Origin of the sequence: Streptomyces lincolnensis (assembly GCF_021173675.1) — a bacterium.
GTDB lineage: Bacteria > Actinomycetota > Actinomycetes > Streptomycetales > Streptomycetaceae > Streptomyces > Streptomyces lincolnensis_B.
On the sequence record NZ_JAIHON010000009.1, the window covers coordinates 114,517 to 129,213 of the forward strand.

9 protein-coding genes are annotated in these 14,697 nt (G+C 74.0%); all 9 read left to right on the plus strand.

All coding sequences use genetic code 11. The annotated features are described in order from the left end of the window. Positions 1–183 precede the first annotated feature (183 nt). The 9 genes from K4B79_RS26985 to K4B79_RS27025 all read left to right on the plus strand — a co-directional run bounded on the left by K4B79_RS26985 (position 184) and on the right by K4B79_RS27025 (position 14,631). The gene (locus K4B79_RS26985; RefSeq protein WP_232029527.1) at positions 184–789 is read left to right on the plus strand and encodes a hypothetical protein; all 606 of its coding nucleotides are present in this window, start codon (positions 184–186) and stop codon (positions 787–789) included. Further along, positions 786–1,403, plus strand: coding sequence for a TetR/AcrR family transcriptional regulator (locus tag K4B79_RS26990; protein WP_232029528.1), 618 nt, complete (start codon positions 786–788; stop codon positions 1,401–1,403). Before K4B79_RS26985 ends, K4B79_RS26990 begins: the two co-directional genes overlap by 4 nt. Positions 1,404–1,485: 82 nt before the next feature. After that, positions 1,486–2,346 carry a hypothetical protein gene (locus K4B79_RS26995; RefSeq protein ID WP_232029529.1) on the plus strand — a complete coding sequence of 287 codons (861 nt, stop codon included), beginning with the start codon at positions 1,486–1,488 and terminating at the stop codon, positions 2,344–2,346. After that, positions 2,327–7,813 (plus strand): caspase family protein, encoded by a 5,487-nt coding sequence (locus K4B79_RS27000; RefSeq protein ID WP_232029530.1) that lies wholly within the window; start codon positions 2,327–2,329, stop codon positions 7,811–7,813. The genes K4B79_RS26995 and K4B79_RS27000 overlap by 20 nt, the downstream gene beginning before the upstream one ends. 76 nt (positions 7,814–7,889) lie before the next feature. Next, positions 7,890–10,190, plus strand: a complete 2,301-nt coding sequence (locus tag K4B79_RS27005; RefSeq protein ID WP_232029531.1) for a molybdopterin oxidoreductase family protein — start codon at positions 7,890–7,892, stop codon at positions 10,188–10,190. 134 nt (positions 10,191–10,324) lie between these two features. Then, positions 10,325–11,797: a CitMHS family transporter gene (locus tag K4B79_RS27010; RefSeq protein WP_232029532.1), complete on the plus strand. Its 1,473-nt coding sequence runs from the start codon at positions 10,325–10,327 to the stop codon at positions 11,795–11,797. 20 nt (positions 11,798–11,817) lie between these two features. Next, positions 11,818–13,059, plus strand: a complete 1,242-nt coding sequence (locus K4B79_RS27015) for an MFS transporter (protein ID WP_232029883.1) — start codon at positions 11,818–11,820, stop codon at positions 13,057–13,059. Positions 13,060–13,160: 101 nt separating this feature from the next. After that, on the plus strand, positions 13,161–13,790 hold the full coding sequence (locus tag K4B79_RS27020; RefSeq protein ID WP_232029533.1) for a hypothetical protein: 630 nt from the start codon (positions 13,161–13,163) through the stop codon (positions 13,788–13,790). Continuing rightward, a complete protein-coding gene (locus tag K4B79_RS27025) occupies positions 13,780–14,631 on the plus strand; it encodes a class F sortase (protein ID WP_232029534.1) in 852 nt (283 codons plus the stop codon). Before K4B79_RS27020 ends, K4B79_RS27025 begins: the two co-directional genes overlap by 11 nt. The last annotated feature ends 66 nt before the right edge of the window (positions 14,632–14,697 follow it).

The window sequence follows — 14,697 nt, forward strand, 5'->3', positions numbered from 1 at the left end:
GATCACTCCCTGGATCTCTGATTCCTATGCAACACCGTAGGATTGCGGTTTCTCGGGCGCAAGAGGTCGGCAGGACGTCCTCATCGAGACGCAGGACGTCCTCATCGAGAACGACCGGAAGGAGACCGGAACCCGACCCCAGGGGGATTCGAGGTGTCGGACCGGTGTTCTACGCTCCCGGGCATGTCGTGGAGGCGGGGAGTTCTGGCCGTGCTCGCGGTCTGTGTCCTGTTGCTGACCGGATCCGCGGGCTGCGGGTCCAGTGGTGCGCGGGAGCAGGAGGACGGGAAGGGCGGATCCTCGCCCTCCCCGGTGGGCGAGCTCCTCGACGACCGGGACAAGCAGGGCCACCGCTACCGCGAGGTCGACGAGAAGGGCGCGCCCGACGTCGGCATCGAGGTGCAGCCCGCCGCCGGCGGCGCCTGGGACGTACGGCTGACCGTGCGCGACTTCCGCTTCTCGCCCGCCGGTACGCCGGCGCGGGCCGTGGCCGGGCGGGGCTTCGCCCGCCTCTTCGTGAACGGTCGTCCGGTCGTCCTGCTGCGCACCTCCGAGTACCGCCTCCCGGCCCGCTACGTCCCGCACGGCACCCATCACCTCACCGCGCGCCTGTACGCCGACGACTCCACCGTCTGGGCCGTCGACGGCAAGCCCGTCGAGAGCACGGCCGACATCACCGCCTCCGAACCGGCCCCCGATGCGAGCGGGAGCGGTGCGCTGAGTGCCCCGGCCACCGTCCTGCGTACCGGGGGGCGAGGTTCCCCGGACGACGGCGGAGAGGCATCATGAAGCCCGTGCCCCACGTGACATCGCTCCGTCGCGCTCCCGTGCAGCGGCGCAGCGCCGAACGGCTGACCAGGATCCTCGACGCCTGCGCCGACCTGCTCGACGAGGTCGGCTACGACGCCCTGAGCACCCGGGCCGTCGCCCAGCGCGCCGAGGTGCCCATCGGCTCGGTCTACCGCTTCTTCGGCAACAAGCGCGCGATGGCCGACGCGCTCGCCGAGCGCAACCTGGAGCGCTACACCGAGCGTGTCACCGACCGCCTCAAGGACGCCGGCGACGGCGGCTGGCGCGTGGCCATGGACGCCGTGCTCGACGAGTACCTCGCCATGAAGCGCACCGCCCCCGGTTTCTCCCTCGTCGACTTCGGCAACCAGATCCCGGTCGGCGTCCGCCACGCCGAACCCAACCACCGTGTCGCCGACCGCCTCACCGACCTGCTCTCCGGCTATCTCGCCCGCACCCCCGACGACGACCTCCGCCGCGTCTTCCTCGTCGCCGTCGAAACCGCCGACGCCCTGGTCCACCTCGCCTTCCGGGTCGCGCCGGAGGGCGACGAGCGGATCATCGCGGAGACGCGGGAGATGCTGCGGGCCTATCTGGCGCGGGTGCTGGACTGAACCGGCCGATGCGCCAAGGGCCCCACCGCGCCCCGTCGTTGCTAGGGTGATCACACCCTTGGGTCGGGCATGGGGGGACGCGATGGCTCGGGTGGTCTGCATCCATGGGATCGGCCAACAGTACGCGGGAGAAGCGGAGTTGACCGGCGCCTGGCACACCGCGCTCTCCGACGGCCTGCGCCGCGCCGCCTCCCCGCTCACCCTCGCCCCCGACGACGTCCACTGCGTCCTCTACGGCGACCTGTTCCGCCCACCCGGCCGCACCCTCGCCTTCGGCGACCCACCGCTGGACGCCACGGACGTGGGCGAGGGGTTCGAGACGGAGCTGCTGTTCGCGCTGTGGGAGGAGGCGGCCCGTACGGATCCGGGCGTCATGCCGCCCGACGCGCGCACCCTCGTCCGCACGCCGCGGACGGTGCAGCGGGCGCTCGACGCCCTGGGCCAGTCGCGGTTCTTCGCCTCCCTCGCCCTGCGCGCCCTGGTCCTCGACCTGAAACAGGTCCGCGCCTACCTGCACGACCCCGCGGTGCACGCCGCCGTGCAGGCACGCGTCGAGGCGGCCGTCACCGACCGCACCGAGGTCGTCGTCGGTCACTCCCTGGGCAGTGTGGTCGCCTACGAGGCGCTGTGCGCGCATCCCGAGTGGCCGGTGCGGGCCCTGCTCACCGTCGGCTCGCCGCTCGGCATCCGACGGCTCGTCTTCGACCGGCTGCGGGTCGGCGGGAGCGGCACACCGGGGGACTGGCCGGGCTCCGTCACGACCTGGACCAACCTCGCCGACGAGGGGGACGTCGTCGCCCTGGTGAAGGACCTGCGCCCGCTGTTCGGACCGGACATACGGTGCCTGACCGTGCACAACGGCTCCCGGGCGCACGATGCGACGCGCTACCTCAACACCGCCGAGGCGGGCCGGGCGATCGCCGATGGCTGCTTTCCCGACTGAGGACGGCGGGCCCCCGGAGCCGCCGCCCCGCCGCTACCTGATCACCGCGACCGTCCCCCGGGTCCACGCCTTCCCCGACCTCGAACGGCCGGAACTCGCCTCCGACGTACACCGGGTCGAGGACCTCTTCGTCGGGCTGCTCGGCCACGAACGGGTCGCTGTCACCGGCCCCGACCCCACCAAGGAGCAACTCCTCAAGGCCTTGAGGGCGTTCGCCGTCTCCGACGAGCGCCGCCCCGACGACTACGTGGTGCTCTACTTCGCCGGCCATGGAGCGCTCGCCGAACAGAGCGGCCGGCACTACCTGTTGACCGCGGACAGCGACCGCGACCTGCGGGGCACCGCTCTGCCGACGGAGGAACTGGTCGCCCAGCTCTGGGAGGAGACCGGGATCGAGCGGTTGCTGGTCCTGCTGGACGCCTGCCACGCCGAGGCGGGCCTCGACGAGGCGCTGCGCGGCGCCCTCCAGGACCGCCGGTTCCGGCCCACCTCCGGGCGGGGCCCCGGCAACGGCCTGGTCATGGTCGCCTCGTCGCGGCGCAAGCAGGAGACCGCGCCCGGTGCGCTGTCCGCCGCCCTCGACCGGGCCGTGCGCCGGGAGGCGACGTTCGCGGGCCGGGTACCCGAGCATCTGCGCCTGGACGACGTCCTGAAGCGGGTGGCGAGCGACCCCGACGTGCCGACGTGGCAGGAGCCCGTCGTCGCCACGGCGCACTGCACCTCCGGCCTGCCGAGCTTCCTGCCCAACCCCCGCCATGTGCGCGGCGCCCAGGGCCGCAGGGTCGACGAGGGCGACGAACTGTTCGCCCGGTTCACCCGCGGCCGGGAGGAACGCAAGGCCGAACTGACCGCCCACTTCGACCCGAGGGCGCGCGGGACCGACGTACCGGCATCCGAGGTCGCGTACTTCACCGGCCGGCACGCCGCGCTGCGTACGATCGGCGCCTGGCTCGCCCCCGAACGCGCCGACGAACGGCTCTGCCTGGTCACCGGGGACCCTGGTTCCGGCAAGTCCGCGCTCCTCGGACTGGTGACCGTCCTGGCCGACCCGCGACGGCGGGCCTCCCTCCCGCGCGACGGTCTGCCCGCCGACGCCCTGCCGGCCCCGGGAGCCCTGCACGACTCCGTGCTCGCCAGCCACAAGTCCACCCGGCAGATCCTCGACCGGCTCGGAGCCGCCGCCGGCATGGGCACCGTGGAGTCGTCCGCCGCGCTCGTGCGGACGCTGCAACGACGGACCGAACCGCTGGTCGTGGTCCTGGACGCGGTCGACGAGGCACTCGTCCCGCAGGAGGTGGTCGACCTGGTGCTGGCGCTGACGGACCCCGCCCTCGGACTGCCCCTGCGCCTGCTGGTGGCGGCCCGGCGGCACGTGACCGACCAGCTGAGCTCGGGCGTGCTGCGCGTCGACCTGGACGACGAGCGGTACGTCGATCCGCCCGCCGTGCGGGCCTACGTCCGCAAGCTCTTCGGCGCACCCGGGTCGACCCTGGCGGACCACCGGGCCGACCATCTCGGCGCCATCGCGGACGCCGTCGCCGAGGCCGCGGGACGCTCGTTCCTCGTGGCCCTCATCACCGCGCGCACCCTGATCCGCGAAGAGCCGCCCGCCGACCCCTACGACCCGGCCTGGCGGGCCGGACTGCCCACGCGCCCGGGTCAGGCCATGCAGCGCGATCTGGAGCGGCGGCTCGGCGACGGCACCCGCCGGGCCCGGGACCTGCTGCTCCCGTTGGCCTTCGCCCAGGGTGCCGGACTGCCCTGGGGCGGTGTGTGGCCGAGCCTGGCCACCGCGCTGGCCGGTCGCGAGTACACCAGCGAGGACATCGTCTGGCTGCGGGAGGTGGCCGGCTCCTACCTGGTGGAGACCGAGGAGGACGGAGAGTCCGTCTACCGGGTCTACCATCGCGCGCTCATCGACCATCTGCGCGCCGGGCACGCCACCGGCTTCGCGCAGCGCACCGTCACCCGCGTCCTGCGCGCCACCGATCACCCCTACGCCCGGCGGTACCTGGCGCGACACGCCGCCGAGGGCGGTGTCCTGGACGACCTGGTGCAGGACGCCTCCTTCGTGCTCCGGGCCCGTCCCGGTCCGCTGCTCGCCGCGCTGCCCGCGCTGCGCACACCGGCCGGGCAGGCGGCCGGGCAGGCTCTGCGGGACCTCGAACCCCTGCTGCGCGACCACGAGGGCGGCGGCCCGGACCCCACCGCCCTGGCCAGGCTGCGGCTGGCCGCCGTATGCCGACGGGCGGACGCGCTGGCGCGCTCCTGCGACCAGGGCGTACCGCTGCCCTGGCGAGCCCGCTGGGCGGTGTGGGACGCCCGGGAGGGTGACCGCTCCCTGGCCGGGCTCCCCGGCGGCCGGGGCGTCGTCGTGCCGATGCCGGGAGGCGGCGCCCGGGTCGTGGAGCCGGGCGACCGCGGAGAAGCCCTCGTCCGCGGACGGGACCTCGTCACCGGCCGGGCGGTGCGCACCAGACGGCTGCCCTTCACTCTGTACGACACGACACTGACCGTCCTGCCGGCGCTCGGCCCGTGCGTGGCCGTCCTGTCCGCCGATTTCGGTGACGTCCGCAGTGTCACCCGGCGTGTCCTCGGCAGCTCGGAACCGAAGGAGAGGCCCGGCTTCCCTCTGGCGCACCGACTGCCGGGGCGCGCCGACCCCGCCGGGCGGGGCACAACGGTACGGCGTGAGGTGGCCGAGGCGCGCCTGCTGCACGTCTGGCGGCTCGACGGGACCGCGGGCACGGACACCTGGCGGCTGCCGGCCCACCCGACCCTGGACCAGGAGGGGCACGCGCGTGGCCTGGTGCCCGCCGAGGAGCTGACCGTGCTGCGGGCGCGGGGCGGACCGCGGTACGCGGCCCTGCGCTTCACTGGCGGACAGGTCGTCGTGCACGCGCTGGCGGAGACCAGCGACCTGCCCGGCCTGCCCCGGCGGCGCTGGCGTCAGATCCACCCCACCGACCAGGCGCTCTACAACCAGCTGCGCGCCCAGCGCATGGCCACCGTCTCGGCCACCCTGGGACCGGAGGTACCGGGCGCGGGCAGGCACCTGAGGCTGCCTCCCGTCACGCGCTGCGCCCCCGCCGGGGCCCTGCCCGACGAGCTGCTGCTCGGCCACGCGGACGGCAGCGTCACCGTCTACGCGGCGGACCGGCACCTGACGCGCCGGTTCGCTCCCGGGCACGAGGGAGCGGTGACCGCGCTGGAAGTGGTACGGCCCGACGGCGAGGGACGCCTGCTGGTGTCGGCCGGCCGGGACGGATCGGTCCGGCTCACCGCGCTGGACACCGGAGAGCCCGTCCGTACCCTGCACCGGGGCGCCGCCGCGGTGAGCGCCGTCGCCGTGCACCGGGTGGAACCGGACGGCGTGGAACCGGGCGGCGTGGAACCGGACGGCCAGTGGCTGGCGGCCGTGGCCACCGCCGACGGCCTGCTGCACCGGATCGACGTCGCCAGCGGCCGCCCGGTCGGTCGCCCGACGCGCTGCGGCGGCGCGGGTGAGCGCGCGCTCACCACGCTCGACCTGCACGGCAGGCCGAGCGTGCTGGTCCGGCTGCCGGGCCGGCCGGGCGCCCAGGTGTACGCCCTCGACACCGGGGAGCGCATCGGCGCCCCGGCCACGCGGCACGAGGTCACCGCCCTGTGCACCGTGAACGGCACGGTGTGGGTGGGCGGTTCGGACGGGGTCGTCCGTTGCTGGCCGACCGAGCACGCGGCGAACACCACCCGCGTCGACGCGCACGACGAGCGGATCCTCGCGCTCGGCGTGATCCGTGGCCCCCGGGGCGTACCGGCGGTCGTCAGCGTGGGCCAGGACCACATGATCCGCTGCTGGTCGGCGGACGGCACGGCCCACGAGCTGTGGCACCGGTCGGTGCCCCGTCCGCACCCCTGGGAGGTTCCGCTGATCGGGGCGGCCGCCGTCGGCGCCACGGCGGACGGCCGGGACGTGGTGGTGACGGGGGAGTACGGCGGCCTGGTCCGGGTGCTCGTGCTGCGCGGCGGACTCGCCGTGGCCGAACAGCGGTTCACGGTCCCGGAGACGGTGACCGCGCTGTGCGTGGGGCGGGTGCGCGGCCGGGACGTCGTGGTGGTCGGCACGGGGACCGGGCGGGTGTCGTGCTGGGACGTGACCGGTGCCCGCTGGTACGCGCGCGGACCGGCGCCCGACCGGGAACGGTGGACCACCGCCGTCGCCCTCGGCCCCGACGGTCGGCTCGCGGTCGGCGCCGACGACGGCACCGTCCAGGAGTGGCTGCTGCCGGCCTGCCGTCCCCTCGGGCCGCCGCGGACCGTGCACACGCGGGTGGCCGCCCGGGACCCCCTGCCCGGTTCCACGGCACGGGTCACGGGTGTGGCCCATCTGCCCGGACCGGACGGGCCGTCGCTGGTCAGCGCCGGCAGCGACGGGCGCCTGGAGGATGTCTCGGGGGGCCCTGGACACGGGCTTCCCGCCCCCGCCACAGTGCTGACCTCCACGACGGAGGGCGTGCTGTGCGGGGACGAACGAGGGGATGTCTTCCTGCTGGGCCGCTCCGGGCAGAAATGGCGCACGCTGCGGGCGCTGGAGAGTGTGCGCCCGGTCACCGCCGTCGCCGTGGTCGAGGGGGCGGACCGGACGGATGTGGTGGCGGGCGGTCCGGACGGCGAGATCGCGGTCCGCGACCTGCGCGACGGCACGGCCCGGGGGCGGCTGCGGCCGATCTCCGACGGCGGAGTGGCCGCCCTGAGCACCGAGGACGGTTCGGGTCCGGTACTGCTCTCGCGCAGTGCCCACGGTGTCGTGGAGCGCTGGGATCTCACGGAGCCGGCCCGCGCCTGGCTCGGCGTGGCCGACCTGCGCCACCGGGACACCCCCGGGGAGTGGCGGTTGCGGCTGGGACGGCGACGCGTCCTCGCGTCCTGGCCCGACTTCTCCAGGCGGCTGGAGACCCGCACGGAGGTGTGGGCGGCGGTGCGTGACGGCCTGCGGATGATGGTGCGCCAGAAGCTCGCCCGCCGTGCCCCGGATCCTTCGCTGACGGGGCTGCTGTTCCGGGATCTGGACGAGGGGACGCTCTTCCAGGGAGACGTGATGGGTTTCGGGGCCCAGCACGTGGTGGCGCGCGATGATCCCGTGCGCCCGGAACTCTTCCTGGGCTGGGACGAGAGGGTGCACGTCTACGGCGTCGATCCGGACGATCCCGCCCGTGCCGAGCTCGTGGGCGCCTGGTACGCGCCCTTCCCGATCCGGCACCTTGCTCCGCTGCCCGGGCCCAGGTGCGCCGTGGCCGGAGACGGCCCCGGCGAACTCGCCCTGCTGGGACCCGGGATCCTCGACCGGGACGTGCCCGTCACGATTCCGTCCGTGGTGGTCGGCCTCTCCGCGGGCCCCGACGGCACGCTGGCCGTCGCCACCCCCAACGGACTGGTCGTCCTGGAAGTGCCGTCCGAGGTCCCCGCACCCTCCGACGAACGGTGAGCCCGCCCCCCTCCCGCCCGTCCATACCGCTCGGTATGCTCACCCGGACAGGCGCCGCTGCCCTCCGGGAGGACCCGTGTCCCGCACCGCCCTACGCATCTGCCCGCTGTGCGAGGCCACCTGTGGCCTGACGCTCACCATCGAGGGCACCCGGGTCACCGGGGCCCGCGGGGACCGGGAGGACGTGTTCAGCAAGGGGTTCATCTGCCCGAAGGGGGCCGCCTTCGGGGCCGTCGACGGGGATCCCGACCGGCTGCGCGCCCCGCTGGTGCGCAAGGACGGGGAGCTGCGGGAGGTGGGCTGGGAGGAGGCGTTCGACGCGGTCGCCGCCGGGATCCGGCCCGCGGTGGAGCGGTACGGGGCGAACGCGGTGGGGGTCGTGCTCGGCAACCCGAACGTGCACACCATGGCCGGTGCCCTCTACCCGCCGGTCCTGCTCGCCGGGCTCGGCACCCGCAGCGTCTTCACCGCCTCGACGGTCGACCAGATGCCCAAGCACGTCTCCAGCGGCCTGCTGTACGGCGACGCCAACGCGATCCCGGTGCCGGACCTGGACCGCACCGACCATCTGCTGCTCATCGGGGCCAACCCCCTGGAGTCCAACGGGAGTCTGTGCACCGCGCCCGACTTCCCGGGCCGGCTCAAGGCGCTCAAGGCCCGCGGCGGCACCCTCACCGTGATCGACCCCCGCCGCACCCGCACGGCCCGCCTCGCCGACCGGCACATCGCGATCCGGCCGGGCACCGACGCCCTGCTGCTCGCGGCGATGGCGCAGGTCCTGTTCGAGGAAGACCTCGTGGATCTGGGCGCGTTGGCGCCCCATGTGCAGGGGATCGACGAACTCGCCGACGCCGTACGGGAGTTCACGCCCGACGCGGTGGCCGACGCCTGTGACGTGGACGCCGGGACGATCCGGGCCCTCGCCCGCGAGCTCGCCGCCGCTCCCACCGCCGCCGTCTACGGCCGCATCGGCAGCTGCACCGTGCCGCACGGCACCCTCGCGAGCTGGCTCGTGGACGTTCTCGCCGTCCTCACCGGCAACCTCGACCGGCCCGGCGGCTCCCTCTTCCCGCGGGCGGCCACCGACCGGACGCCCCGGCCCGCCGGACCCGGCCACGGCTTCAGCCTCGGCCGGTGGCACTCCCGGGTGAGCCGACACCCCGAGGCGAAGGGGGAGTTGCCGCTGTCCGCGCTCGCCGAGGAGATCGACACCGCGACCGAGGAGGGCGAGCCGATCCGGGCCCTGATCGTCGTCGGCGCCAACCCGGTGCTCTCCGCCCCCGACGGCGACCGGCTCGACAAGGCCCTCGGCGCGCTCGACTTCATGGTCAGCGTCGACCCGTACCTCAACGAGACCTCGCGCCACGCCCACGTCGTGCTGCCCCCGCCGCCGCCCGCGCAGAGCCCGCACCACGACTTCGCGTTCAACACCCTCGCCGTCCGCAACCAGGTCCGCTACACCCGCCCCGCCGTCCCGCTGGAGCCGGGCCGGACGGCCGAGACGGAGATCCTGGCCCGGCTGGTCCTGGCCGCGACCGGCATGCACGGCGCCGACCCGTCCGCCGTGGACGACCTGGTCATCGGCCAGACCCTCGGCAAGGCCGTCAACGAACCGCACTCCCCGGTCCACGGCCGCGACCCACAGGAGCTCGCCGCACAGCTCACCGGCGTCAGCGGCCCCGAGCGGCGGCTCGACATGATGCTGCGCCTGGGCCCCTACGGCGACGGTTTCGGCGTACGCCCGGACGGCCTGAGCCTGGACCGGCTGCTCGCGCGTCCCCACGGCATCGACCTCGGGCCGCTCACGTCCCGGTTGCCGCAGCCGCTGAAGACCAGGAGCGGCAAGGTGGAGCTGCTGCCGGGACCGATCGCCGAGGACCTGCCCCGGCTCCGGGAGGCGATGACCCGGCGTCCCGACGGGCTCGTCCTCGTGGGCCGCCGCCATCTGCGCTCCAACAACAGCTGGATGCACAACGTCCCCGCCCTCACCGGCGGCAGCAACCGCTGCACCCTCCAGATCCACCCCGAGGACGCCGAACGCCTCGGTGTCGTGGACGGGGCGCCGGTCCGCGTCAAGGGAGCCGGCGGAGAGGTGACCGCCCCCGCCGAGGTCACCGACGGCGTGCGCCCGGGCGTGGTCAGCCTGCCGCACGGCTGGGGCCACGACCGGCCCGGCACCCGCCTCCGCCACGCCGGTGCCGACCCCGGTGTCAACGTCAACCAGCTCCTCGACGGCAGCCTCCTCGACCCGCTCTCGGGCAACGCGGTCCTCAACGGCGTGCCCGTCGACGTGGCACCCGAGAAGCCCGCCGAGAAGCCCTCCGAGAAGCCCGCCGTGGAGCCCTCCGTGACCGAAAAGCTCACCGCTCTGACCTGAGCAAAGCTGTGACCAGGAGTTTTGCGCTTATTGCTCGCATGTCAACGTCTTGTTAACGCCGCTTGACGGGACCTAACGTCATCGCACCGCCGTCCCTGGTGGGATGTTCAAGGGCGAACGTTAGGTATCCACACATGCTGACCATCCTCGGCTTCGCCATGATCGCGACCTTCCTGGTCCTGATCATGATGAAGAAGATGTCGCCGATCGCGGCGCTCGTGCTGATCCCGGCACTGTTCTGCGTCTTCGTCGGGAAGGGCGCCAAGCTGGGTGACTACGTCATCGACGGCGTCACCAGCCTCGCCCCCACCGCGGCGATGCTCATGTTCGCGATCGTCTACTTCGGTGTGATGATCGACGTCGGCCTCTTCGACCCGATCGTGCGCGGGATCCTGAAGTTCGCGAAGGCCGACCCGATGCGGATCGTCGTCGGTACGGCCATCCTCGCCGCGATCGTCTCGCTGGACGGCGACGGCTCCACCACCTTCATGATCACCGTCTCGGCGATGTACCCGCTGTACAAGCGCCTGAAGATGAGCCTGGTCGTCATGACCGGTGTCGCCGCGATGGCCAACGGCGTGATGAACACCCTGCCCTGGGGCGGCCCGACCGCCCGCGCCGCCACCGCGCTGAAGCTGGACGCCAGCGACATCTTCGTCCCGATGATCCCGGCCCTGGCCGTGGGCCTGCTGGGCGTCTTCGTCCTCTCGTACGTGCTCGGCATGCGTGAGCGCAAGCGGCTCGGCGTGCTCACGCTGAACGAGGTCCTGGTCGACGAGAAGGCCTCCCTGAAGGCTGACGTGAAGGTCGAGGAGACCGAGACCGTCCTGGTCGGCGCCGGTTCGGGTGCCTCGGGCACGAGCACCGGTTCGGGTGCCTCCGGCACGGGCAAGGGCGCGGTCGCCACCGGCGGGTCCGGCTCGGGCACCGACGCCGAGGACGACGAGGCCGGCGACGCCGAGCGCTTCCAGGTCCTCGACCCCAACCGGTCCACCCTGCGCCCCAAGCTCTACTGGTTCAACGCGCTGCTCACGGTCACCCTGCTCACCTGCATGATCATGGAGTGGCTGCCGATCCCGGTGCTGTTCCTGCTCGGCGCCGCGCTCGCGCTCACCGTGAACTTCCCGCACATCCCCGACCAGAAGGCCCGCCTGGCCGCCCACGCGGACAACGTCCTGAACGTCTCCGGCATGGTCTTCGCCGCCGCTGTCTTCACCGGCGTCCTCCAGGGCACCGGCATGGTCGACCACATGGCCCGCTGGATGGTGGACGTCATCCCCGAGGGCATGGGCCCGCACATGGCCCTGGTCACCGGCGTCCTGAGCCTCCCGCTCACCTACTTCATGTCCAACGACGGCTTCTACTTCGGTGTCCTGCCGGTGCTCGCCGAGGCCGGCGCCGCGCACGGCGTCTCGCCGCTGGAGATGGCCCGCGCCTCCCTGGTCGGCCAGCCGCTGCACATGTCGAGCCCGCTCGTCCCGGCCGTCTACGTCCTGGTCGGCATGGCCAAGGTGGAGTTCGGCGACCACACGAAGTTCGTCGTCAAGTGGGCCGCGCTCACATGCCTCATCATCCTCGGGGCAGGGATCCTCTTCGGAATCATCTGACGTTCATGGAGGACATCGTCGTGAGGCCCGGTGGGAACCGCGGCTGGCTGCTCCGCCTCGTCATCGCCTTCAGCTTCGCGCAGGGGGCGGTGTCGATGGCCCGGCCCGCCGTCTCCTACCGGGCCCTCGCGCTGGGCGCGGACGAGCGGGCCATCGGCGTCATCGCGGGCGTCTACGCCCTGCTCCCGCTGTTCGCCGCCGTCCCGCTGGGCCGCCGCACCGACCACGGCCGCTGCGCGCCCCTGCTGCCGGTCGGCGTGGTCCTGATCGCCGGCGGCTGCGCCCTGAGCGGCATCGCGAACTCCCTGTGGGCGATGGCGGTCTGGAGCGGGGTGATGGGCCTCGGCCACCTCTGCTTCGTGATCGGCGCCCAGTCGCTGGTGGCCCGCCAGTCCGCCCCGCACGAACAGGACCGCAACTTCGGCCACTTCACCATCGGCGCCTCGCTCGGCCAGCTGGTCGGCCCGATCGCGGCGGGTGCGCTGATCGGCGGCTCCGACATGGCCCGTACGAGCGCGCTGGCGTTGGTGGTCGCAGGCGCGGGAGCGGCGGTCGCGTTCACGTCGTTGTGGCGGATAGAGCACCGCGACACGACGTCCAAGTCCCGTGCGGAGAAGGGCGACCGGGTCCCCGTCGGGCGCATCCTGAAGGCGCGGGGCGTGCCCGGGGGCATCTTCGTCAGCCTCGCCGTGCTCTCCGCGACCGACATCCTCACCGCCTACCTCCCGGTGGTCGGCGAGCACCGGGGCATCGCCCCCTCCGTGATCGGCCTGCTGCTCAGCCTGCGCGCCGCGGCCACGATCGCCTGCCGTCTGGTGCTGACACCGCTGCTGCGCCTGCTGGGCCGCTCCCTGCTCCTGACGGTCACCTGTCTGCTGGCGGCCGTGCTGTGCGCGGGGATCGCCCTCCCGGTGCCGGTGTGGGCGCTGGCCGTCATGCTGGCCGTCCTCGGCTTCTGCCTCGGCGTCGGCCAGCCCCTGTCCATGACCACGGTCGTCCAGGCCGCCCCCGACGGCGCCCGCTCCACCGCCCTCGCCCTCCGCCTCACCGGCAACCGCCTCGGCCAGGTCGCCGCCCCCGCCACGGCCGGCCTGGTCGCCGGGGTCGCGGGCGTGGCGGCCCCGTTCGTGATGCTGGGCGCGCTGCTGCTGCTGTCCTCCGGCGTCGCGCTGCGCTCGCCGGCGCGGTCGGCCGGGGACACCGGTGAGGCGCCCGAGCCCCGCCGGAGCGGGGTGGCGTTGAGCCGGAAGAGCGATGACTGACGTGTCGTAGGGCGAGGCTCATCCCGTTCGCCGTGGATATGTGACAAAGAGTCAGGTGAAGTGCGATTTATACGACAATCGTCTGACTCGGAGGACTTCGCATGCCCACCACTTCTCTGCCACGCCGCGCGGGAGCGCGCACCGCGGCTCTCGCGGTACTCACCGTCGTGGCGAGCCCGCTGGCCGGGATGCCCGCCGCGGGTGCCGCGCCGATGGCCCCCGGGGACAACGGCACCGTCAAGATCCACACAGCTCCGTACGACTCCGTCCCGCGCACCCCCTACGGTGACCCGCGGGACGAGCCGAAGGTCTGCAAGTTCTACATCGACGCGGCGCACTTCGACACCGTCCAGCAGATCACCTGGAACATCGAGACCCAGCCGACGGAGCCCGGCGGCGCCACGCTCGACGGTGAGATCACGCTCGCGGGCGGCGCCGGCCACACCGAGGACCTGACGCTGCCCGACGGGATGTACAAGCTCGTCTGGAAGATCACCGGCGGGTCGGGTACGGGCAAGCAGAAGGTGTTCCGGGTCGACTGCGTCACCCCGCCCGGCGGACCTGGCGGCCCCGGCGGCCCCGGCGGTCCCAACGGCGGTCCGCCGGCCGGCGGCGGCGGGCTCGCTCGCGGTGACGCCTTCGCCCCGGTCGCCGGTGCCGCGGCCGTGGGCATCGCCGCGGTCGGCGGGGTGGCGTGGCTCCGGCTCCGCCGTCGCCCGCATGGCGCGTAGGCACAGACGCAGGCCCTGGTACCGGACGCGCGCCTACCGCCTGGTGAGGACGGTCGCCGTGACCGTCTCGCTGGTGGCGGGCGGCGTCTGGTGGGCCCAGGGCGAGGAGCCCGGCGGGGCGGCTTCGGCCGCCCGGCCGGGCTCCCCGGCGGCTCCCGGCGAGGCGTCCCCCGCCGGGGACCGCGGCGACGTGCGGGGGACGCCGCAGCGGCGTGCGGAGCGGACCGAGGGGGCGGCGGCGCCGGGCCGCCCGGCCGTGCCGCCGCGGGCCCCCAAGGCCTCCTCGACCCCCTCGACCCGCCCGGCCCCCTCGACCCCTTCGACCCGCCCGGCTCCCGCGCCCCCCCTCCGCCCCCTGTCGCGCTCCCGCGCGACGCGACTCGCCGTTCCCTTCCTCGACGTCGACGCCCCGGTCACGGGCCTGCGCCTCGACCGCCGGCGCCGGCTGCCCGCACCGCCGGACGACGACCCGAACCTGGTCGGCTGGTTCGAGGGCGGACCGTCCCCCGGTGAGCAGGGCACCGCCGTCGCCGTCGGCCACCTCGACACCGCGACCGGCCCCGCCGTCTTCGCCGGCCTGGCCGAAGCCGAGCGCGGCCGCCTGGTCGAGGTGACGCGCGCCGACGGCCGGATCGCCGTCTACGCCGTCGACGCCGTCAAGTCGTACGAGAAGGACCGGTTCCCCAACCGTGAGGTGTACGGCGCCCGGGGCCGCCCCGAACTGCGGCTGATCACCTGCGGCGGCGACTACGACCGCAGGACCGGCTACTCGGGCAATGTCGTCGTCTTCGCCCACCTCGTGCAGACCCGAGAACCGCCCGGGGCCGCGGTCCGGCGCTGAATCCGGACGTCCGCTTTCTCATCTGCTGGACCGCGATGCCCGATCCGGCCGTTTCCCTTCCCCGGG

Coding starts and splice junctions, on each gene's coding strand:
- K4B79_RS27000 (WP_232029530.1), top strand. CDS start 2,327: ATGGCTGCTTTCCCGACTGAGGACGGCGGGCCCCCGGAGCCGCCGCCC.
- K4B79_RS27025 (WP_232029534.1), top strand. CDS start 13,780: ATGGCGCGTAGGCACAGACGCAGGCCCTGGTACCGGACGCGCGCCTAC.
- K4B79_RS26990 (WP_232029528.1), top strand. CDS start 786: ATGAAGCCCGTGCCCCACGTGACATCGCTCCGTCGCGCTCCCGTGCAG.
- K4B79_RS27020 (WP_232029533.1), top strand. CDS start 13,161: ATGCCCACCACTTCTCTGCCACGCCGCGCGGGAGCGCGCACCGCGGCT.
- K4B79_RS27010 (WP_232029532.1), top strand. CDS start 10,325: ATGCTGACCATCCTCGGCTTCGCCATGATCGCGACCTTCCTGGTCCTG.
- K4B79_RS26995 (WP_232029529.1), top strand. CDS start 1,486: ATGGCTCGGGTGGTCTGCATCCATGGGATCGGCCAACAGTACGCGGGA.
- K4B79_RS26985 (WP_232029527.1), top strand. CDS start 184: ATGTCGTGGAGGCGGGGAGTTCTGGCCGTGCTCGCGGTCTGTGTCCTG.